The organism is Chryseobacterium sp. FG46 (genome assembly GCF_057809135.1).
The window spans coordinates 72,487-93,985 of record NZ_JBMDJJ010000019.1 but is presented as its reverse complement, the minus strand read 5'-3'; the positions used below and the strand labels follow the sequence as shown (position 1 = coordinate 93,985).

22 protein-coding genes are annotated in these 21,499 nt (G+C 34.8%); 18 read left to right on the top strand and 4 right to left on the bottom strand.

Going from position 1 to position 21,499, the window contains the following annotated elements; genetic code table 11:
• The first annotated feature begins 235 nt into the window (after window positions 1–235).
• The 4 genes from ACODR7_RS14910 (at window position 236) to ACODR7_RS14895 (ending at window position 4,391) form a co-directional block, all read left to right on the top strand.
• The gene (locus ACODR7_RS14910; protein WP_488840193.1) at window positions 236–1,894 is read left to right on the top strand and encodes a T9SS type A sorting domain-containing protein; all 1,659 of its coding nucleotides are present in this window, start codon (window positions 236–238) and stop codon (window positions 1,892–1,894) included.
• 197 nt (window positions 1,895–2,091) lie between these two features.
• Window positions 2,092–2,619: a biopolymer transporter ExbD gene (locus tag ACODR7_RS14905; RefSeq protein WP_488840191.1), complete on the top strand. Its 528-nt coding sequence runs from the start codon at window positions 2,092–2,094 to the stop codon at window positions 2,617–2,619.
• Window positions 2,620–2,730: 111 nt separating this feature from the next.
• Window positions 2,731–3,513, top strand: coding sequence for an alpha/beta fold hydrolase (locus ACODR7_RS14900; protein ID WP_488840189.1), 783 nt, complete (start codon window positions 2,731–2,733; stop codon window positions 3,511–3,513).
• A 71-nt stretch (window positions 3,514–3,584) separates the two neighbouring features.
• The gene (locus ACODR7_RS14895) at window positions 3,585–4,391 is read left to right on the top strand and encodes a patatin-like phospholipase family protein (RefSeq protein WP_076594905.1); all 807 of its coding nucleotides are present in this window, start codon (window positions 3,585–3,587) and stop codon (window positions 4,389–4,391) included.
• A 63-nt stretch (window positions 4,392–4,454) separates the two neighbouring features.
• Here ACODR7_RS14895 and ACODR7_RS14890 read toward each other — a convergent pair whose 3' ends face one another.
• Window positions 4,455–5,459, bottom strand: a complete 1,005-nt coding sequence (locus ACODR7_RS14890; protein ID WP_488840187.1) for a DHH family phosphoesterase — start codon at window positions 5,457–5,459, stop codon at window positions 4,455–4,457.
• A gap of 235 nt (window positions 5,460–5,694) precedes the next feature.
• Here ACODR7_RS14890 and rpmH point away from each other — a divergent pair, with 235 nt between their 5' ends.
• Both rpmH and ACODR7_RS14880 read left to right on the top strand, forming a co-directional pair.
• Entirely contained in the window at window positions 5,695–5,853 is a 159-nt protein-coding gene (rpmH, locus tag ACODR7_RS14885; protein WP_002976260.1) for a 50S ribosomal protein L34, read from the top strand.
• Window positions 5,854–6,005: 152 nt separating this feature from the next.
• Window positions 6,006–6,716, top strand: a complete 711-nt coding sequence (locus tag ACODR7_RS14880) for a cell division ATP-binding protein FtsE (RefSeq protein WP_076594903.1) — start codon at window positions 6,006–6,008, stop codon at window positions 6,714–6,716.
• 18 nt (window positions 6,717–6,734) lie between these two features.
• Here the strand turns inward: ACODR7_RS14880 and ACODR7_RS14875 are convergent, their stop codons facing one another.
• The 3 genes from ACODR7_RS14875 to ACODR7_RS14865 are packed head-to-tail and all read right to left on the bottom strand — an operon-like array spanning window position 6,735 to window position 9,467.
• Window positions 6,735–7,427, bottom strand: a complete 693-nt coding sequence (locus ACODR7_RS14875; RefSeq protein WP_488840184.1) for a tRNA1(Val) (adenine(37)-N6)-methyltransferase — start codon at window positions 7,425–7,427, stop codon at window positions 6,735–6,737.
• Window positions 7,427–8,881: a sensor histidine kinase gene (locus ACODR7_RS14870; protein WP_488840182.1), complete on the bottom strand. Its 1,455-nt coding sequence runs from the start codon at window positions 8,879–8,881 to the stop codon at window positions 7,427–7,429. Before ACODR7_RS14870 ends, ACODR7_RS14875 begins: the two co-directional genes overlap by 1 nt.
• A 1-nt stretch (window position 8,882) precedes the next feature.
• Entirely contained in the window at window positions 8,883–9,467 is a 585-nt protein-coding gene (locus ACODR7_RS14865) for a riboflavin synthase (RefSeq protein ID WP_488840181.1), read from the bottom strand.
• A gap of 48 nt (window positions 9,468–9,515) precedes the next feature.
• Here ACODR7_RS14865 and pdxA point away from each other — a divergent pair, with 48 nt between their 5' ends.
• The 12 genes from pdxA (at window position 9,516) to ACODR7_RS14805 (ending at window position 21,499) form a co-directional block, all read left to right on the top strand.
• Entirely contained in the window at window positions 9,516–10,607 is a 1,092-nt protein-coding gene (pdxA, locus tag ACODR7_RS14860) for a 4-hydroxythreonine-4-phosphate dehydrogenase PdxA (RefSeq protein WP_488840179.1), read from the top strand.
• Window positions 10,608–10,691: 84 nt separating this feature from the next.
• The gene (locus ACODR7_RS14855) at window positions 10,692–11,222 is read left to right on the top strand and encodes a YceD family protein (RefSeq protein ID WP_488840177.1); all 531 of its coding nucleotides are present in this window, start codon (window positions 10,692–10,694) and stop codon (window positions 11,220–11,222) included.
• 67 nt (window positions 11,223–11,289) lie between these two features.
• Entirely contained in the window at window positions 11,290–11,493 is a 204-nt protein-coding gene (gene rpmF, locus ACODR7_RS14850; protein WP_002976251.1) for a 50S ribosomal protein L32, read from the top strand.
• A gap of 127 nt (window positions 11,494–11,620) precedes the next feature.
• On the top strand, window positions 11,621–12,103 hold the full coding sequence (gene accB, locus ACODR7_RS14845) for an acetyl-CoA carboxylase biotin carboxyl carrier protein (RefSeq protein WP_034692974.1): 483 nt from the start codon (window positions 11,621–11,623) through the stop codon (window positions 12,101–12,103).
• Between the two features lie 91 nt (window positions 12,104–12,194).
• A complete protein-coding gene (gene accC / locus ACODR7_RS14840; RefSeq protein WP_034692971.1) occupies window positions 12,195–13,550 on the top strand; it encodes an acetyl-CoA carboxylase biotin carboxylase subunit in 1,356 nt (451 codons plus the stop codon).
• 324 nt (window positions 13,551–13,874) lie between these two features.
• Window positions 13,875–15,122, top strand: coding sequence for an ornithine--oxo-acid transaminase (rocD, locus tag ACODR7_RS14835; RefSeq protein ID WP_488840174.1), 1,248 nt, complete (start codon window positions 13,875–13,877; stop codon window positions 15,120–15,122).
• A 381-nt stretch (window positions 15,123–15,503) separates the two neighbouring features.
• Window positions 15,504–16,250, top strand: a complete 747-nt coding sequence (locus tag ACODR7_RS14830) for a glycosyltransferase family 2 protein (RefSeq protein WP_488840199.1) — start codon at window positions 15,504–15,506, stop codon at window positions 16,248–16,250.
• Between the two features lie 4 nt (window positions 16,251–16,254).
• Window positions 16,255–17,241 (top strand): WaaS/CpsH family glycosyltransferase, encoded by a 987-nt coding sequence (locus ACODR7_RS14825; RefSeq protein ID WP_488840172.1) that lies wholly within the window; start codon window positions 16,255–16,257, stop codon window positions 17,239–17,241.
• Window positions 17,242–17,244: 3 nt separating this feature from the next.
• Window positions 17,245–18,432 carry a glycosyltransferase family 4 protein gene (locus tag ACODR7_RS14820; protein WP_488840170.1) on the top strand — a complete coding sequence of 396 codons (1,188 nt, stop codon included), beginning with the start codon at window positions 17,245–17,247 and terminating at the stop codon, window positions 18,430–18,432.
• 182 nt (window positions 18,433–18,614) lie between these two features.
• Complete coding sequence (locus ACODR7_RS14815; RefSeq protein ID WP_488840168.1) at window positions 18,615–19,772, top strand: glycosyltransferase; 1,158 nt, start codon at window positions 18,615–18,617, stop codon at window positions 19,770–19,772.
• Window positions 19,773–19,778: 6 nt separating this feature from the next.
• Window positions 19,779–20,597 carry a DUF6492 family protein gene (locus ACODR7_RS14810; protein WP_488840166.1) on the top strand — a complete coding sequence of 273 codons (819 nt, stop codon included), beginning with the start codon at window positions 19,779–19,781 and terminating at the stop codon, window positions 20,595–20,597.
• Window positions 20,597–21,499 (top strand): glycosyltransferase family 2 protein, encoded by a 903-nt coding sequence (locus ACODR7_RS14805; protein WP_488840164.1) that lies wholly within the window; start codon window positions 20,597–20,599, stop codon window positions 21,497–21,499. Before ACODR7_RS14810 ends, ACODR7_RS14805 begins: the two co-directional genes overlap by 1 nt.

Here is a 21,499-nt window from a genome sequence, read left to right as displayed (position 1 = left end):
CTCCGGACGGAAAAGTAATCAACACTCCTGTTTCAGGATATATGCCTAAAGAGGATTTCAAGAAATTCCTGGAATGTGGTGTAAATTTTTACAAAAAACAATAGTAAAAACAAATACTACAAACTCATTAAAAACCCTTGACGAAATAAATTTCGTCAAGGGTTTTTTTAATGAAAATAAGCTCATTTATGTTCCCAAAAAATATATTTTTGTAAAAGTTCAATCAAAAACACATATGAAAAAAATACTTTACTTTTTATTCTTTGTTTTAACCCAATATTTAATATCAGCTCAGACTCCGAATATCCAATGGAAAAAAGTTTTAGGTGATGTAAATAATGCTGAACTTGCTGAATCTATTTTGCAGACCTCAGACGGAGGATATATTACTGTAGGGAACAGAAGTCCATACAATAATGCAAGTATTCTGGTTATAAAGCTGGATTCTTTCGGAAATGTACAATGGCAAAAATCATTAGGAGGAAGCTCTGATGATCTTGCAGATTCTATATTACAGGTTGCAGATGGTTACATCATTGCAGGAAGCTCACATTCCAATGATGGTGATGTATCAGGAAATCATGGCGGATCTGATTACTGGATCGTAAAACTTAATCTTTCAGGAAACATTCAATGGCAAAAAACTTTGGGTGGAACTTTGTATGAATCTTTACATTCCATTAACCAGACCTCTGATAATGGATTTATCATTTCGGGTACTTCATCATCAAACAATGGAGATGTTACAGAAAATTTTGGAGATTATGACATTTGGGTTGTAAAGTTAGATTCTTCCGGTAATATCCAATGGCAAAAAACTTTAGGAGGAACCGGTTACGATAATCCACAGGAAATAAAGCAGAACCCTAATGGAGAATATATCCTTGTTGGAAGCTCCAACTCAAATATAGGAAATCATGGAGATAGTGATATTTGGCTTGTAAAATTAAATAGTACTGGAAATATTCAGTGGCAAAAATCATTGGGAGGAAGCGGAATAGATGTACCGGATAATTTCTTACAAACTTCTGATGGAGGGTACATAATTACCGGAATATCAGAATCTAACAATGGAGATGTTACCGGAAATCATGGAGGAAAAGATATTTGGATTGTAAAACTGGACGCTCTTGGCAATATCCAATGGAATAAATCATTAGGTGGAAGTGGGGAAGAATCAGGTACGATCTCTATTCTTCAAACCAATGATGGTGGCTATACCTTATTATCCGCTACCCTTTCAAATGATGGAGATATTGTCGGAAGCAGTCCCTCGAATACATTAATGGTTAAATTAAATAGCGCCGGAAATATTCAATGGAAAAACTGTTTCAATAATCTTGGATCTAATAATACTGGAGAATTCCCTGCATCACTTACGCAGACCGCCGACAACGGATATGTTATAAGTGTAAGTAGAGAAGATACTGTGACCCCCATTTATGATATTATAGTTATGAAACTAGATGCAACAGGAAATATTATGTGGGAAAAACCAATTGGTGAAAATACCTTTGCCTCTGTTAAATCCCTTGAAAAAACCACCGATGGTGGATATATACTTGCAGGATATACTGCCCCCGGTTTTGGTGAGGAAGATTTTTGGATTGTAAAACTAGGAACTTCCGGAACATTAGTAGCATCAGAGACTCATAAAGCCAATCAGGTTTCATTATATCCCAATCCTTCAAAAGATTTCGTTTATCTGAATAACCTTCCTTATAATACCATTATAACCATTACAGATATTTCTGGAAGAAACTTATTTTCTAAAAAATATAATGAAGCAAAAGCATCTGTAAATATCACTCAATTTATAAACGGAACCTATATTATTCAGGCAGAAAACAAGGGAAAAATTATTTTATCTGAGAAGTTAATTATAAGAAAATAACAATCCTACTCTTAAAAACTCTAAAAACCTTATGAAAATAAAAATTCATAAGGTTTTTTTATGCGAAACATTAAATAAATTTGAAATTTTATCACCATTTTTCAATTTTTAGGTATAGACTTTGTATAGATTTTTCCAAATAAATATCGATACTTTATTATTTATCAAAAACAGTTTAACATTTAAAAATATTAATTATGGCTGAAGTTATTACACAAGAAAAGCAAGGAGGAAGCAAACAAAGAAAAAAACTGATCAAAGTTGATATGACTCCAATGGTGGACTTAGGATTTTTACTCATCACTTTCTTTATGTTCACCACCAATTTTACAAAACCTAACGTAATGGATTTAGGGTTACCAGCAAAAGATCCAAATCCTCATCCTATAGATATTCCTGTAATTGGGGAGCAAAACCAGATTACATTTATTCTTGGGAAAGACAACCGGGTATTTTATCATCAGAGCAATCAGAAAGATCTGAATGCAGGAAACCTTAAGGAAACCGATTTCAGTGGAATCAAAATTTCAAAGATTATTGCCGATGCCTATAAGAAAGCTCCGGCACCTGATATATTCACAGTTATTGTAAAACCAACAGATGAAGCCAGTTACAAAAATTTTGTAGACATGCTGGACAACCTTGCTATTTCTAAAAAGGAAAGATATGGGGTAACAGACATTAAACCCTGGGAAACAAAGGTTTACAAGAAATTAATTCAATAAAAGACAAGGGCATTTTTTTAAATGCTCTTTTTTTGATTAAATTTGAAAGGAGAAACGGATCTGCAGCATCTCACCTGCAGTATTATTTTTAACCTTCTAAATTTTGGAATCATGCTGAACTTTGAAAGAAAAGGAAACGGAAAAGAAACTTTGATACTTCTTCACGGATTTATGGAAAATCTATCCATCTGGAGTGATATGGAGCATCATCTTTCCAAAGACTTTTCATTACTCAAAATTGATCTTCCCGGTCACGGTCAGTCTGAAATTTTAGCTGAAGTTCATACCATGGAATTAATGGCTGAAGAAGTAAAAAAAGTCCTGGATCATCAACATTTAGAAAAAGTACATCTTCTGGGACATTCTATGGGAGGATATACCTCACTTGCTTTTGCAGAAAAATATCCCAGCTCTTTAAAAAGTCTTACTTTATTTTTCTCTACTTACTTTGCGGATGATGAAGAGAAAAAGCAGCAACGTATTAAAAGCTATAGAATCATTAAAGATGCATTTGCCCATTATGCAAGAGCCGGAGTTCCTAATTTATTCAATCCCAATGAAAGAGATACCCTGGAAGGGAAAATTGAAATTGCTCTTGAAACCGCCCTTTCCACCAACAATATGGGAGCACTTGCCTGTGTAAAAGGCATGGTGGAAAGAACTGACAAAAAACATGTACTGGAAAATCTGGAAGCTAAAATCTTAGTATTGGCAGGCAAACACGACAATGCTGTAAAAACAGATATGATGATCAAACACCTTCCGGACAGAACAAATATCAAGTCTTACATTCTGGACTGCGGACATAACGGACATTGGGAAAAACCCGGTATCTGTGCAGAAATTATCAACACAGAACTTCTTCATAATCTTCCAAAAAAACTGGTTTTATAAAACAGGTTACCTGATAAATTAAACCGTGCATAACAAAAAATCCTGTATATTAGTAGAGGATAATTTTGGTAATGGCTTTATTTTCATTCAAAAAAAAGAAACCACCGGCACCACCGGTTATCGGGCTTACACTTTCAGGCGGAGGAATGCGTGGGATTGCTCATATTGCTGTTCTGAAAGCCCTGGAAGAATATCATCTGAAACCACACATAATCTCAGGAACAAGTGCAGGCTCTATCATTGGTGCTTTTTATTCTTTTGGAAAAACGCCGGACGAAATGATGGAAATTGTAAAACAGACTTCTTTTTTCTCCAGATCATCCTTAAAATTGTCAAAAAACGGAATTTTCAGCTCTAATTTTATTTTAAAACTGTTCAAAGATTATTTTCCGGAAGACAATTTCAGCATTTTAAAAATTCCTATGTATGTAGCCGCAACGGAAATGACTCATGGCATCGTAGATTTCTTTTCTGAAGGAGAACTTTTTGGGCCATTACTGGCATCTTCCAGTGTACCGTTCATTCTTCCTCCGGTAAGAATTGGAGAGAAAATCTATGTGGATGGCGGCGTTCTTGATAATCTTCCCATTGAACCTATCCTGGATAAATGTAATTTCCTGATTGCTTCTCATGTTAATTCCATCAGCTATGATGAATTAAACAAAATGAGCCTGATGAAGGAATTTGACAGAATCCTTCACTTAGCTATTGCAAAGTCTGTGTATTCTAAAGCGAAATACTGTAATATATTTTTAGATCCTCCCAAAATGACGAAATACAGTCTTTTCAACAAAAGATATATGGATGAAATATTTCAACAGGTTTACGATTATACCTGCCAGGAATTGGAAGAAAAAGGATTCCGGAAAAAGATGTAGGAGTTTTAAATAAAAAGGATTTACAACCTATTTACCTTCTCACAATTCCCTCTTTTTGCCCTTCTACAAACCATCTTCTTTTACCTTCTCTTTAAAGTTTACTATTGTTCCGGCTAAAGAATCTAAAGATTTCCCTCCGGCTGCATTAATGTGTCCGCCTCCATTGAAATATTTTCTTGAGAATTGGTTCACATCCATATCATCCTTACTTCTGAAAGAAATTTTAACGAAATCTTCGTACAAATCTTCCATAAAGAATGCTGACATTTTTACACCGGCAATACTCAAACCATAATTTACAAAGCCTTCCGTATCTCCTTTCTGGAAACCAAATTCTTTCAGTTCGTTTCTTGTCAGGCTTAAAATGGCTACTGCTCCGTCATTCACCACTTCTATTCTTCCCAGAACCAAAGCCAGTAAATGCAGTCGGGAAACCGTATTGGTATCCCATGTATTGGAAGTAATCATAGCAGGATCTGCGCCGTGTTCGATAAGGTTAGCAATAATTCTGTGCGTAGTAGCACTGGTGGAACGAAAACGGAATCCTCCTGTATCTGTCATTATTCCGGTATAAAGGCATTCTGCCATATCCTGGTTCACCAGTTTTTCATCATTCATTGCTTCAATAAAATGATAAATCATCTGTGAAGTGGCAGGAATTACTGTATCGGAATAAACAAAATCAAATTGTTCCGGCTGCTGGTGATGATCAATAAGGATTTTCTTTCCCGGAGCTTTTATTAACCAGTCTCCCAACAATCCGATTCTTGACGGAGAATTAAAATCCAGGCAGAAAATAACATCTGCTCCGGCAATCATATCCGCAGCAAGCTTTCTTTTATATTCTGCAATAATAACTTTTTTAGATTCCGGCATCCATTTCAGAAATTTCGGAAAATCATTAGGTACGATAACCTCTGCATGAATTCCTTTGGCTTTCAGATAATGTTTCAATCCTAAACTTGAACCAATAGCATCTCCATCCGGATTATAATGGGTAAGAATCACTATCCTGCTCTCCTGGGTAAGTAATGTATTGATATCTGAAAGTTCTGTTGCTGTAAACATCCGGTGTTTATTTTTCGTTAAAATTAAAGTTTTCAAAGATAGAGCTTTTATATAAATCATTTAAATATTATTTTTGCACCGGAAAACGGTTTTCCCGTGAGGGTTTGTAAATACCCAACCGAAAAACAATAAATTTTATTTTAAAAAAAGATAATTAAAGTTTGTAACTTATAAAAATTTATATATCTTTGCAACCTGAAAATTAATAGATTAATTACGATTTAAACATATAGTAATGAGTAAAAGAACATTCCAGCCATCAGAAAGAAAGAGAAGAAACAAACACGGTTTCAGAGAAAGAATGTCTACGCCAAATGGAAGAAGAGTTTTGGCTGCGAGAAGAGCTAAAGGCAGAAAGAGATTAACTGTAAGTGCTGCACGCGCTAAGAGATAATTTCTAATTATCATATACAAAACATGCTTGAGAAGTTCCTTTTCAGGCATTTTTTGTTGTTAAAATTTACTAAAATTTAGGCTGAATCAACATCTTTTTCTATTTTTAAAAGTTGAAATATTTTTATAAGAAACAGCCTTTAAAATTAAATTATGCCACATACCAATATCTCCGGAGACAATATTATAAGTTTACAACACGCAAAGATTGCGCAAAAAAACTTTACTGTTCTTTCTGATGTAAATCTTAACATTAAAAAAGGGAGATTCTGCTACCTTATCGGAAAAACAGGTTCCGGAAAAAGTTCCCTTCTGAAAACGCTTTACGGACACATTCCGTTGGCATCAGGACACGGAGCTGTTGTAGGATTTGATCTGGCAAAACTAAAGCCGTCCGATATCCCAAACTTAAGAAGAAAACTAGGAATTGTATTTCAGGATTTCCAGCTGCTTTCAGACAGAACGGTTGAAAAAAACCTGAAGTTCGTTCTTGAAGCAACAGGATGGAATGACAAAGTAAAAATGGAAGATCGTATCAATGAGGTTTTAGGAAGCGTGAACATGAAAAGCAAGAAGCACAAAATGCCCCATGAGCTTTCGGGAGGAGAACAGCAGCGTATCGCCATCGCAAGAGCTCTTCTTAACCACCCGGATCTTATCTTAGCGGATGAGCCGACAGGAAACCTTGATCCTGAAACTTCCAATGAAATTATGACGCTATTAAAGCAGGTTGCCCTTGAAAATGGTGCTGCAGTAGTAATGGCAACTCATGATTATCACATGATTCAGAACTTCCCGGGTGAAGCGATCAGATGTGAAGACGGAAAAGTTTCTGTATTGGATACTTCAGAATTATTTGAATAAGAATTATTCCCAACCGCCTTACTTAAAGACATGAAACTCTTTCGTGAGTTCAAGATATTGGTCCGAGTATTGTCTCGGACTTTTTTCTATAATAAAATCAGATTCCCTGATTTCTTTTTCATGTGACGAAAACTCAAGAATCAATCTTTTTGCCTTTGCATTTTCAATTCCCCTGATATTAATTTTTCTGTTCAGATGCAGGCTGTTTTCTTTACCTAATGAAACAAAAACCTCTCCTGCTTCCACAGGTATGATTACAGAAAAGATTCCGTTTTCAGACAATAATTCTGCCGCATTGCTGATTAGCTGTCTAAAGTTGAGCTCTACAGTCTGACGAGCAATTTTATCTTTTTCGGATCCTGATTCTTCAAAATACGGAGGATTGGACACAATAAGATCAAACCGGCCTGTCGTTTCAAAAGTTTTAAAATCCTGATGACCGTTTTTCAACCTGGCATGAAAAGGAGAATTTTCAAAATTGAGTTGGGTAAGTTTTGCGGCCTCTTCATTAATATCCAATCCTAAAAAGTATGCCTGTGAATTTCTTTGTGCCAGCATAAGAGAAATTAATCCCGTACCGGTTCCAACTTCCAAAACATTGGAAGCGTTTTCAATGTCAGCCAAAGCTCCAAGCAAAACACCGTCTGTTCCTACACGGAAGACGTCTTTAGACTGCTGAATTTCAAATTGTTTAAATGTAAAGGGTTTCACTATAAATTGGTAGGCAGTGTAATAATGAATGTAGACCCCTTCCCTACTTCTGATTTCACAGAGATCTCACCTTTATAATCCTCGATCATTTTTCTCACCATAGACAAACCAAGCCCCATTCCACTGCTTTTAGAAGTAAAATTCGGTTCAAATATTCTTTCGTACATATTTTCAGGAATCCCGATTCCGTTATCCTGAACAGAGATAATAACTCTTCTCTGGTGCTGTTCCACATCTACATTGATGATCAGTTTTCTCTGGTCACTTTCTGCCTGTTTTGCATTGGTAACAAGGTTTGTGATAATTCTGGAAAGATAAATCCTGTCCATATTAATCATAATATTCGTCTTGTTGGCATGCATGAAAATACTGTCATCATTGAATACACGGAGAATATCTTCAACTTCCGTATTCAGATTGATCACTTCATTGTTTTTTTCAGGAAGTTTGGCAAATTCTGAGAATGCTGAAGCTACTGTAGCAATAAGATCAATCTGATCCACAATGGTTTTACTCATTTGCTTTACTCTTTCTCTGATATTCGGATCTTCAGGATCAAATTTTCTTTCAAAATTCTGAATGGTCAGCTTCATTGGCGTCAATGGATTTTTCACCTCATGCGCCACCTGCTTGGCCATTTCTCTCCATGCTTCTTCAGATGCTTTGAATCTAAGTCTTTCTTTCTGGTCCTGAATCTGTAAAATCATCCTGTTATAAGCCCTGGCCAAAGCATTAAGCTCATCATTCTTATAATATCTGATAGGACGCATTTCGTTTTCAAACAAGGTAATACGGGTAATCATATCAGAGAACTTGGTGATGGTTTTTGCAAGACTGTTAGACGTCACCCAACTGATCCAGATACTGAAAAGGATAAGGAATATATCGACTAAAAGAATATATTTTACATATTGATGAAGAACCTCAAGGTAAGCAGATTCATTATGGTATAAAGGGATATAAACAATTCCGATGGGTTCAAGCTCATTGTTTTTCAGCAAAAGGTAGGAAGAGGTAAGCTTAGCATCCTTAGCAGCATCATAATTCACCATATCTACTCTTGCGTCCGTAGAGAGGATCTTATTAATGATTTCTAGAGGAATTGTTTTCTGCTCAACCAATCCTTCGTCTTTGTTGGAAAGCAAGTAGTTTCCTTTCAGATCATAAATAAAAATGTCATGCTGGTTGATATCCGCTATTTCGAAGATTTTATTCCCCAAAACCTCCGGAAGATCTTTTGTTTCTATAAGAGTCTGGCTTACGGCATAGTCCAGATATCGCATGACAGCATTGGTTTTATCCTGCATATCGATATTACTCTGCTGTAAAGAATGATTTCTCAATACAAAGTAAGGAACAAGTGATGTAGCAACCACACTTAAAAAACATACCAGCAGGAAACCGAAAAACACACGATTCCTTAAGCTATATCCTTTATACTTATTTATTGACATTCTACTTTTTAATTAACCTAGCAATATACTTACCAATGATATCAAATTCCAGGTTTACTTTATCTCCAATTTTCAAATGTTTCATATTCGTAAATTCCCAGGTATAAGGAATAATAGCTACGGAAAACTGATTGTCTTCACTTTTAGCAACAGTAAGACTTATTCCGTTTACCGTGATGGAACCCTGAGGTACCGTTACAAAAGTTCCGTCATTTTCATACTTCATGGTAATAAAATAACTTCCGTCTTTACTTTCAATACTTACTACTTCTCCGGTTTTATCAACATGTCCCTGAACAATATGCCCATCCAGTCTTCCATCCATCTTCATGCATCTCTCAAGATTCACAACAGTTCCCAGTTCCCATTTTCCAAGGTTCGTTTTTTCCAATGTTTCATTGATCGCTGTAACTACATAATGATTGTCTTTTATCTCAACAACGGTAAGGCAGCAGCCGTTGTGTGCAAGGCTCTGATCAATTTTCAGTTCGTTTGTAAAGGGGCATGTAAGGGTAAAATCTATATTGCTTCCTTTTTCTTCAATCTTCTCAATAACACCAACTGCTTCAATAATTCCTGTGAACATATTATTTTTTGCTAAATTTGTAAATTATAATCTTCAAAGATAATCAAAATGAGCCCAAAAAACCATAAAGTACGAGTAGGAATTTCAATCGGTGATTTCAACGGCATCGGTCCGGAGATTATCATGAAATCTCTGAAAGACAAAACTATTACAGATTTTTTCACGCCTGTAATTTTTGGCTCGGGAAAATTATTCACTTATCAGAAAAATATTTTTAAGCTGAATCTTAATTTCAACTACGTTAACGAAGCTTCACAGGCTCAGGCAGGGAAACTTAATATGGTTAACCTTACCAAAGAAAATGTGAATGTAGAATTAGGAGTTCCTACTGAAGAATCCACCAAAATGGCGATTGATTCTTTAGAAGCAGCTACTGAAGCTTTGATGAAAGGAGATATTGACGTATTGGTAACCGCTCCCATCAACAAGGATGAAATGGTAAAAATGGGCTTTAAGCATGCCGGACATACAGGCTATTTTGAAGAGAAATTCAATAAAAAGGGACTGATGTTCCTTGTCACTGAAGAGCTTAAAGTAGCCGTTTCCACGCATCATATTCCTATTGCACAGATAGCGGAGAATATTTCCAAAGAAAAGATAAAGAAACAGATCAGAGTATTAAATCAAACATTGATAGAGGATTTCTGTATTCAAAAACCTAAAATTGCCGTATTAGGATTAAATCCTCACGCAGGAGATGGCGGTGTCATTGGTAATGAAGAAATTGAAATCATCAGCCCGGCCATCAAAGAACTTTCTGACAACGGAATACTGGCGTTCGGTCCTTTCCCTGCAGACAGCTTTTTCCAGCCGATTAAATACAAAAATTTCGATGCTGTGTTAGCAATGTATCACGATCAGGGGCTGGCTCCTTTCAAGACATTAGCCTATGAAGAAGGAGTAAATTATACTGCCGGACTTCCTTTTATCAGAACATCTCCGGATCATGGAGTTGCCTACGATATTGCAGGAAAAAATGTGGCCGATGAGCAGAGTTTTACAGAAGCTATCTTCACAGCGATCAAGGTCTTCAAGAACAGAAGTGAGTACAGCGAACTGATGAACAACCGCCTTCAGCCTAGAAAAATGGCTGTAGACAACGGAATAGATGAAGATCTACCGGAGGAAACTGAAGCATAAATCTTTAAAACAAATTTTAAATTAATTTGTTTCAGATTTTATTTGTTATTATAAAAAAAATGCATATTTTTGCACACTCATTTTATGGACAAGTTAAGAAACTATGACGTAAGCTTTTCCGGACTTAAAAACGGAAGACACGAGTTCAAGTTTGAGATAGATAAAACGTTCTTTCAATTATTTGACACTGAGCAGGAATTTACAAATCCTAAAATAGGAGTGAATGTATCACTTGATAAACACACTACTTTTTTAGAATTTGAGATTAAGATTAATGGATGGGTTGAGTTGGTTTGTGACATCACAAATGAAGATTTCGACTATCCTATTGAGAATGAAATCAAAATTTTGGTGAATTTCGGAGAAGAATATGATGACAGCAATGAAGATGTCATTACCATTCCTACCGCAGAGCACGCTTTCAATGTAGCACATTTGATTTATGAAAATGTAATGCTTTCCATCCCGATGAAAAAGATTTCACCCAATGTAAGTGATGATGATCTTAAAATTCTTGACCAGTTCAGTCCTAAAGATATTGAGGTAACTGAAGAAGAAGAACATGAAAGTGACCCTAGATGGGATGCTTTAAGAAAATTAAAAGACAATAATTAAATAGAATAATTTAAATATGATGAGATGATGAATCTCATCGCTCATCAATTAAAAAAGTTATTAGAAAATGGCACATCCAAAGAGAAGACAGTCGTCTACAAGAAGAGATAAGAGAAGAACTCACTACAAAGCTGTAGTTCCTCAATTAGCTAAAGATGCAACAACAGGAGAGCTTCACCTATACCACAGAGCTCACTGGCATGAAGGGAAACTTTACTACAGAGGTAAAGTAGTATTGGAAAAAGAAGTAGCTGCTACTGAAGAAAACTAAGAGTCGCTTTTCGCTGAAAAAGCCTCATTTTAATACAAAAACCGCCCAATTTTGATAAAATTTGGCGGTTTTTTGTTGTTTTTTACGTTTTTTTGGTATCTTTGGCATCAAATCAAATATCAAATTTATGGACATTAAAGACATACAAAATCTTATCAAGTTTGTATCTAAGGCTGAAGTTTCAGAAGTGAAGTACAAAACTAAAGATTTCGAAATCACTATTAAAACTCCATTAGCTGGAAGCGATGCTGTTTATGCACAACCTGCGGTATATCACACTGCTCCGCAAGCGGTAGCTGCTCCGGCACCTGTTGCAACTCCGGCTGCTCCTGTTGCTGAAAAAGCTGAAGCTGCATCTGATGACAGCAAATACGTAACCATCAAGTCTCCAATGATTGGTACTTTCTATAGAAAACCATCTCCTGATAAAGATGTATTTGTAAATGTAGGTGACGAAGTTTCTGTTGGTAAAGTAGTTTGCGTTATTGAAGCAATGAAACTATTCAACCAGATTGAATCTGAAATCAGCGGTAAAATTGTTAAAATTTTAGTTGACGACGCTACTCCTGTAGAATACGACCAACCTTTATTCTTAGTAGATCCATCTTAAGGAATTTTAGATTAAAGATTATAAATTTTAGATGAATCTTCTTCATTTAAAATAATTTAAAATTCAAAATTTATAATTTAAAATTTCGGAGATGTTCAAAAAAATATTAATAGCCAATCGTGGCGAAATTGCAATGCGTATTTTACGTACTTGTAAAGAAATGGGGATCAAAACCGTTGCGGTATACTCTACTGCTGATAAAGACAGTCTTCACGTAAGATTTGCTGATGAAGCGGTATGCATCGGCCCTGCTATGAGTAAAGACTCATATCTTAAAATCCCTAACATTATTGCTGCTGCGGAAATTACCAATGCGGACGCTATTCACCCAGGTTACGGATTTTTATCTGAAAATGCTAACTTCTCAAGAATATGTCAGAAGAACGGTATCAAATTTATTGGCGCATCCCCTGAGCAGATTGAAAAAATGGGAGATAAAGCAAATGCTAAGGCTACCATGAAAGCAGCAGGTGTACCATGTGTGCCAGGTTCAGACGGATTGATAGAATCCTATGAACACGCTGTAAAAGTAGCTGAAGAAACCGGATACCCTGTAATGATCAAAGCTACTGCCGGTGGTGGTGGAAAAGGAATGAGAGCCGTTTGGAAGGCTGAAGATCTTAAAGACCACTGGGAATCTGCCATTCAGGAAGCTGTAGCGGCCTTTGGAAACGGAGGTATGTACATGGAAAAACTGATTGAAGAGCCTAGACACATCGAAATTCAGGTTGCGGGTGACCAATTCGGTAAAGCTTGCCACCTTTCTGAAAGAGACTGTTCTGTACAGAGAAGAAATCAGAAATTAACTGAAGAAACACCTTCTCCTTTCATGACAGACGAACTTCGTGAGAAAATGGGTGATGCTGCGGTAAAAGCTGCTGAATTCATTGGATATGAAGGTGTAGGAACGATCGAATTCCTTGTAGACAAACACAGAAATTTCTATTTCATGGAAATGAATACAAGAATCCAGGTAGAACATCCTATTACTGAGCAGGTAATTGATTATGACCTGATCAGAGAACAAATTCTTCTTGCTGCTGGAACTCCTATTTCAGGAATCAACTACTACCCTAAATTACATTCCATCGAGTGTAGAATCAACGCAGAAGATCCTTACGCAGACTTCAGACCGTCTCCGGGAAAAATTACAGGATTAAATATCCCTGGCGGACACGGAATCAGAGTAGATACTCACGTATATTCCGGATATACAATCCCTTCTAATTACGACTCTATGATTGCTAAGCTTATCACTACGGCTCAAACGCGTGAGGAAGCAATTGCAAAAATGAGACGCGCGCTTGAAGAATTCTATATTGAAGGAGTAAAAACAACAATCCCTTTCCACAGACAACTGATGGATAATGAAGATTATCTTTCAGGAAACTACACAACAAAGTTCATGGAGGATTTTGTAATGGACAGAAAATATGATAATCACTAAGATTATTTTTTAATAAAAATGAAACTGCCTCTTTTTGAGGCAGTTTTTATTTTAACCTGTAAATTTGAAATTTTTAATGCAAAGCACGAAGCAGTTCTAACCATGTTTTATTGCTGAGGCATGAATAAAAATTAATAAACAAACTGAAAATAAAATTTCACCCTTATAAAGATATAATACCTATAACAGTCTATCAACAGGGAAAATATTTTCTAATCCTCCATTATTCCACCCTAAAATCTACTCCAATTCTCCCCTCAAACGTCATTTGGTAATTGTTTATACATATCATTAATATTGTGTAAATTTGTAAAAAACAACAATATGTCAACAGCAGAACAAACAAAAAACTCACAGTATTTTATTGACCTTGAAGACAAACATGGAGCGCATAACTATCACCCACTTCCTGTGGTTCTGGACCGCGGAGAAGGTGTTTTCGTTTGGGACGTGGAAGGTAAAAGGTACTATGATTTTCTTTCAGCATATTCTGCTGTGAACCAAGGACATTCTCATCCCAAAATTGTGGGCGCTTTAGTGGAGCAGGCACAAAAGCTGGCTTTAACTTCAAGAGCTTTCTACAACTCTAAATTAGGAGAATACGAACAGAAAATAACGACTCTTTTCGGGTTTGACAAGGTTTTACCAATGAACTCCGGAGCAGAAGCCGTGGAAACTGCCGTAAAATTAGCCAGAAAATGGAGTTATGAAGTAAAAGGAATTGCAGAAAATGCAGCGAAAATTATCGTTTGTGAAAACAATTTCCACGGAAGAACAACCACTATTGTTTCTTTCTCTAATGATCCGGATGCCAACCAGAACTACGGACCTTTTACACCAGGATTTATCAAAATTCCTTATAATGATATCGCAGCATTAGAAGAAGTTCTAAACAGGGAAGCTGGAAATATTGCAGCATTCCTTGTAGAGCCTATTCAGGGAGAAGCCGGAGTGTATGTTCCGGATGAAAACTTCCTTAAAAACGCTTCTGAACTATGTAAAAAATACAATGTTCTTTTCATTGCTGACGAAGTTCAGACGGGTATCGCAAGAACAGGAAGATTGATTGCGTGCCACCATGAAAATGTACAGCCGGATATCCTGATCTTAGGAAAGGCACTTTCCGGAGGTATGTATCCTGTATCTGCTGTTTTAGCGAACGACAACATCATGAATGTTATTAAACCGGGACAGCATGGTTCAACGTTCGGAGGAAACCCTATTGCATGTGCCGTAGCAGTAGCAGCATTGGATGTAGTAGCTGACGAAAAACTATCTGAAAGAGCAGAAGAACTAGGAAAACTTTTCAGAGCTGAAATTGACAAGCTTATTGAAAAAACAGATCTTATTACCAAAGTAAGAGGGAAAGGTCTTCTAAACGCTATTCTGATCAATGATACGCCTGAAAGTTCTACCGCATGGAATCTTTGCTTACAATTAAAAGAAAATGGACTTCTGGCAAAACCTACCCATGGCAATATCATCAGATTAGCTCCACCATTGGTCATTACTGAAGAACAACTGCTGGACTGCGTGAAAATTATTGAAAAGACTATTCTTGAGTATAAATAAACGGATATTCATCGGTTATTTCAACACGATTAATATTTTAACTGTTGATTCCGGAAAATATTAATGGGTATGGCTGTCAAAAGTCATACCTTTAATGTATCATCAATACGTGTATTAAACCATCAGAGGTTACTTTAAAAACATAAAAAAAATCATATTTTTTCACTTTTTAAAAATTTAGGAATTGTATTTGCTATATACATCCGGCTACAATAAAGTGTATTCTTCAAAGGTGGTATTTTTCGGAATCTGCATAATAGAGATAAATGACAAAGATTCGTCTATAAAATTCAAATTTAAACTTATCTTTGAAAGATTAAAACTATTTAGAATGACCTTAGGAGAGATAATACATATTTCCTTATCAAACAAATCATTGTGATGAATATAAGTGGTTTGATCATAACATATAATGAAGAAAAAAATATACAGGATATCCTTGAGTCTTTCGATTTCTGTGATGAAATAATAGTGATAGACTCTTTTAGTACGGATAAAACTGTAGAAATTGCGAAAAAATTCGCGCATGTAAAGGTGATTCAGAATAAATTTGAGGATTTTACAAAGCAAAGAAATTTGGCTCTTGATCATGCAACCAATGACTGGGTTTTGTTTTTGGATGGTGATGAAAGAATTACTCCGGCATTGAAGCAGGAAATTATTGCAGAGCTTAACAAACCCGGGCAAAAGGATGCCTACTATTTTTACAGGAAATTCTTTTTTGCCCAGAAACCGATTCATTTTTCAGGAACACAGTCTGACAAAAATTTCAGGCTGTTCAGAAAATCGAAGGCCAGATATATGGCAGGAAAAAAGGTACATGAAACTCTGGAGGTTAATGGAACCATTGGTGTTTTAAAAAATAAATTACTCCATTACTCCGTTTCAGATTATGAATCTTACAGAAAAAAAATGATTCACTACGGAATTTTAAAGGGGAAAGAACTGGCTGCTAAAGGAAAAAAGTACAGTGTTGGGGTTCAATATCTTAAAACTGCTTTTAAATTCTTTAAAGCCTATATAATGAGACTTGGTATTTTAGACGGAAAAGAAGGTTATCAGCTATCCTACCTACAATCTTTAAGCGTTTATGAAACCTATGAATCATTAAAAAAAGAGCAAAATTAGTTGAATGAAGATTTGTATCATTAGTTATGATTTTTGGGATTATGATAAGTATATTGTTGAAACATTATGCCAGCGTGGTATTGATGCTCATCATATAAAGATCAGTACCGTTACTCATTCCAACTTCAACGAAAGAGCCGTAAATGCTTTAAGTAAAACTTTTTTAAACAAAAATCTTAAGACTGAAAAAAGACAGAAATTCGTTCTGGATTCTCTGAAAAAATTAGGACATCAGGATCAGATCCTGGTGATGAATCCGGATACATTTGATCTTTCTACCCTTAAAAAAATCCGAAAATCTACAGACCGTATGGTCACCTATCTTTATGATAATCTTGAAAGAGTTCCGGTGGAAGACAAACTGTATCTTTTTGACAAAGTCTTTTCCTTTGACTATATTGATGTCAAAAAGCACGGATTCGAAAAATTAACCAATTACATTTACCTTCCGTACTGTCCAAAAGAAAACCAACAGCCTGAAATGGATCTTTTCTACATCACCTCTTATGATAACAGAAGAGTCTCACTTATAAAATTACTGGCTAAAAAGCTGATTGAACAGGGATTAAAATTCCAGATTATGATCATTGGAAAAAAATCATGGAAACATCAGCTAACCAATATTTTCATGACAGTACCTAAAAATCTTTTCCTGATTTTCAGTATTAAAAAGATTCCGCATAACGATCTTCCAAAATATTATAAAAATTCAAAAGTCCTGCTGGATCTGATGCGTGAAGGGCAATATGGTCTCAGCTTCAGAGTTTTTGAAGCCATGTCTCTGGAAAAGAAAATCATTACTGATAATGAAGCCATTAAGACCTATGATTTTTACAATCCCAATAATATTTTGATTTTAAACAAAAATATTAGTAATCTTGACAAATCTTTTTTTGAAAAGCCTTACGAGAAAATTCCGGAAGAAATCTACTACAGATATACTTTGGATTGTTGGGTGAATAAAGTTTTTGAACTTGATACTAAAAACTGACAAATGGGAATCTTAAAAAAAATAAAAAAGCACTTCGAAAGAAAAGAAAAACTTAAATATCTTCAGTCTAAGGATATAGTCAACATTAATCTGTATGACGCTTCCCAAAAAACAATCCTGTTTACATCAAGAGATTTTCCTGCCCATGACAAAGAATCTGGGGCTAACAGACTGAAAGAGCTTATATTTATTTACAAAGAATTAGGATACAACTGCATTTTATTTGCTCCCCATATGTTTGAAGACGATTCTTATGTGAAGTTTTACCAGCAGCACAATGTTATCGTTTACATAGAGAACAATAAGTACAGGAATATCTATGATTTCCTGTCTTCTTTTAAAAAGATAGATTACGTTTGGTTCAACGGCCCTCTGGCACTGAATCTTTTTTATAAAAAAATGAAAACCATTTTACCTTCTGCCAAATTCATTTATGATATGGTAGATATTCATTTTTTAAGGTTTAAAAGAGCCATAGAACTGGAGCCTACGCGTATTTCATTAAAGAAGAATTACAAACATTTTTTCCGTCTGGAAACTGTTGTTGCACCACAACTAGACTATATCATTGCTATATCTGACAAGGAGAAAGAAATTATGAGCCGGTATGCAGATAAAAATAAGATCATTACAGTATCTAATATTCACTATCCCAAAATTGATATTTCTGAAAGAAAAAGTTTCAGTGAAAGCAAAGGAATTACTTTCATTGGATCTATCCACGAGCCGAATATTGATGCGGTAAAGTTTCTCTATGAAAAAATAATGCCTATCGTCTGGAAAACCAATCCTGAGCTGGAAGTAAGCATCATCGGGAATGTTGCAGAAAAACTTGATCTTAAACTATTTCCTAAGTTTAAGTTTTTAGGCTTTGTGGAAAGCATTGAAGAGCACTTTATGAATTCCAGAATTATGGTGGCGCCTTTAAGATTTGGGGCAGGTGTGAAAGGGAAAATCGGACAGGCTTTTGAATACTTTTTCCCTGTGATTACCACAGATATCGGAGCAGAAGGAATGATGCTTACCGATAAAAAGAATGTACTGATTGCCAATGATGAAACCCGTTTTGCAGAAGCAATCATTCAACTGAATAATAATGAAGAACTTTGGAATACATTAAGCCGAAATTCTGTGGACAGTCTGAGCGCATTTTCACCTGAAGAAGTAAAAGAAAAACTTAAAACATTATAAAAACATGTCATTAAGCGTAAATTACCACGGTTTTTTTGATGGGAATTTCCGAATTTCCGAAGCGACCAGATTAAATGTCTTAGCATTAGAAGCAAGCTGTATCTAAGTAAACGGAACTTTTTCCTATAAAACTACTTTAAATTAAAATTCGAAATAATATATAACTACATTAACAATCAATTATGGAATACTTTGATAAAAGAATATTATTTTTTTTTCCAGAAAACCCTTTTTCTAAAAGAGCAGGAAATGTAGCTAGGGCATATACAAATCTTAAACATTTAAAATCTTTGGGGTTGAATATTGATTTAGTGGGAGTTGATGAATTTTATAGAGGCTTTGGAGATTCTATTGAAAGCATAGATGAAAATATTATTGATGATGTTTTGATCTTAAAAAGGAGACCAATAAAAAAGCTGTCAAGTTATACTTACTGGAAATATAAAATTATAAAATTATTCACAAGACAAAAAACAAGCAATAACGGATACTTTTATACTCAATATTTTATGGATACTTTTAAAGAGTTCTATCAAAATAAAAGGTATGACTATGTACTCATTAATTACGAGTTCTGGACAGACCTCATTAAAAAGCTGGATTTAAATGAGGCCACAACGATTGTCGACACTCATGATTGGATCACATTAAATGAATATTATAAGAACAAGAAGCTTAACATAGGAGAAAAATTCAATGAAGAAATTCAAAATCTTTCATTTTATGATAAAGTAATCACAATATCCAATGAAGAACATTTCATTTTTAAAAGCTTTTTAGGAGATAAAGTAATTAATATACCACCTAGTTTTCCTGAAAACTTTGAAACTGAAATTATAGATAAAAAGTATGAGCTCATCTTTGTAGGTTCGGACAACCCGTTCAACGTAGATTCACTTAATTGGTTTGTAAATCAGGTAATGCCATTATTGCCTAAAGATATCAGGATTTGTGTCATAGGAAGAATATGTGCCCGAATTCCTGATTGTGAGAATATTGAAAAATTCTTTTTTGTAGCTGATCTTAAAGAATACTATCATAAAAGTAAAATCGCTATTTGCCCAATGCTTGGCGGAACCGGCATCAAAATAAAAGTGGTGGAAGCCTTATCCTATGGGATACCTGTAGCGGGTAGTGAAAAAGCTATTGATGGATTTTTTCAAAAAACAGGCAATGGTTGCTTAGTAAACGATGATCCCAAGTTACTTGCCGACATTATCATGCAGCTTATTAATGATTCTGTTTTATATGAGAAACAAAAGCAAGATGCTATATACTTTTTCAAAAACAATTTTTCTGAACAAAAAGCAATAGCACTGTGGAAATCTATTTTAAATTAATATATAATGGCTAAGTTTCCTTTAATTTTATTTATAAAAACATATAAACCTGACTTTGAAAGAACCCAAAATCTTTTAAAATCTATTGAAAAACATAATAAAGACAATATACCAGTTATTATTTCGGTTAATGATGCAGACTTTAAATATTTTAAAGAGAGAATCAACGGTTATAAAATTATTAAAGACTCCGAAGTTATTAATTCTACGATGAAAGACGGCTGGAGATACCAGCAAATTATAAAAGTAAATGTATACCGCCTAGGAATTTGTGAAAACTATCTATGTATAGATGCGGATTCAGAATTTATACGGGATTTTTATTATTCGGATTTTATGTATGATGATTACACCCCTTATACCATCATGCATGAATCTAAGTCTTTTTTGGAAACGATGGAAAATATTGGAATAGATTCGGGTAAGATGTTCTTCAAAGAGGCATTAAAAGCAACCCGCCCTTTTTTTGGAAATAAAGGGAAAGAATGGGATTATGGTCCCTCACCTTATCTTTGGAGCTGCACAGTTTGGGAACATTTTATCGAAATCTATTTAAAACATCAAAATAAAAGTTTTGAAGATTTCTTTAATGAAATAGACAAAATAACAACACCTTCAGAATGTGTTATATATGGAGAATATCTCTTAAAAACAAAATTAATAGATATTTATCCCATAGAAGGTTTTTTTAAGGTATATCATTTTGAAAAGCAATATAACCTTGAGAAAAAATTTTATAATATTGAAAAACTTAAAAAAAACTATTTGGGAGTTATTTTTCAAAGTAACTGGCAATTAAAAAAAAGAAAATTTCTACTATTCTAATGAAGATATCAATAGTTACAGCATATTATAACAGAAAAAATTTATTTGAAAATACTCTTTCAAGTATTGTTAAGCAATCTGATTACAATTTACAAGAGCTAGAAGTTATTGCGGTAGATGATGGCAGTGATGAAGATGAAAGATTAGAGGACTTGGTTGAAAAATATCCGTTTCTAAAAGTCATCAGATTAGAAAAAAAAGATAAATGGTATTTTAATTCATGTATTCCCTTTAACATTGGTTTTAAGGAAGCTAAAGGTGAGATTATCATATTACAAAACCCAGAATGTCTTCATTATGGCGAAATATTAAGATACACCCAGAATCATCTCAATGACAGCAATTATATAAGTTTTTCCTGTTTTTCTCTCGGAATAGAAAGTACTAACAACTTAAACACATTACTAGAAAACCCTGAAAAGCTTCGAAAATTAATGGCTGACAATAACGTGGGTTACATTGGAGATGGACTAGACTGCTGGTATAATCATTCTATTACAAACCCTAAAGGTTATCACTTTTGTGCCGCAATTACCAAGAAAAATTTGCATGACTTAGGAGGGTTTGATGAAAGATTTTCCAGGGGGATTGCCTTTGATGACAATGAATTTTTGTACAGGGTACATTTGAAAGCTTTGAAGGTTGAAATTATTGATCAGCCTATAGTCCTTCATCAGAATCATTATCAAAAAATATCATATACAACCGATAAAAATTTACTAGATGATGAGTCTTATCAAGAAAGAATTAAATTAGCAGAGAGAAATAGAATCTTGTTTGAATTGGTCACAAAATCAGATAAACCCTGGAGAGCCAATTATTTTCATGCCAATGAAGCACCTCAAAAAAAGAGTAACTTCATGCAGAGAGTAATACATAAAATAAAAAAAAGTCTTAACTAA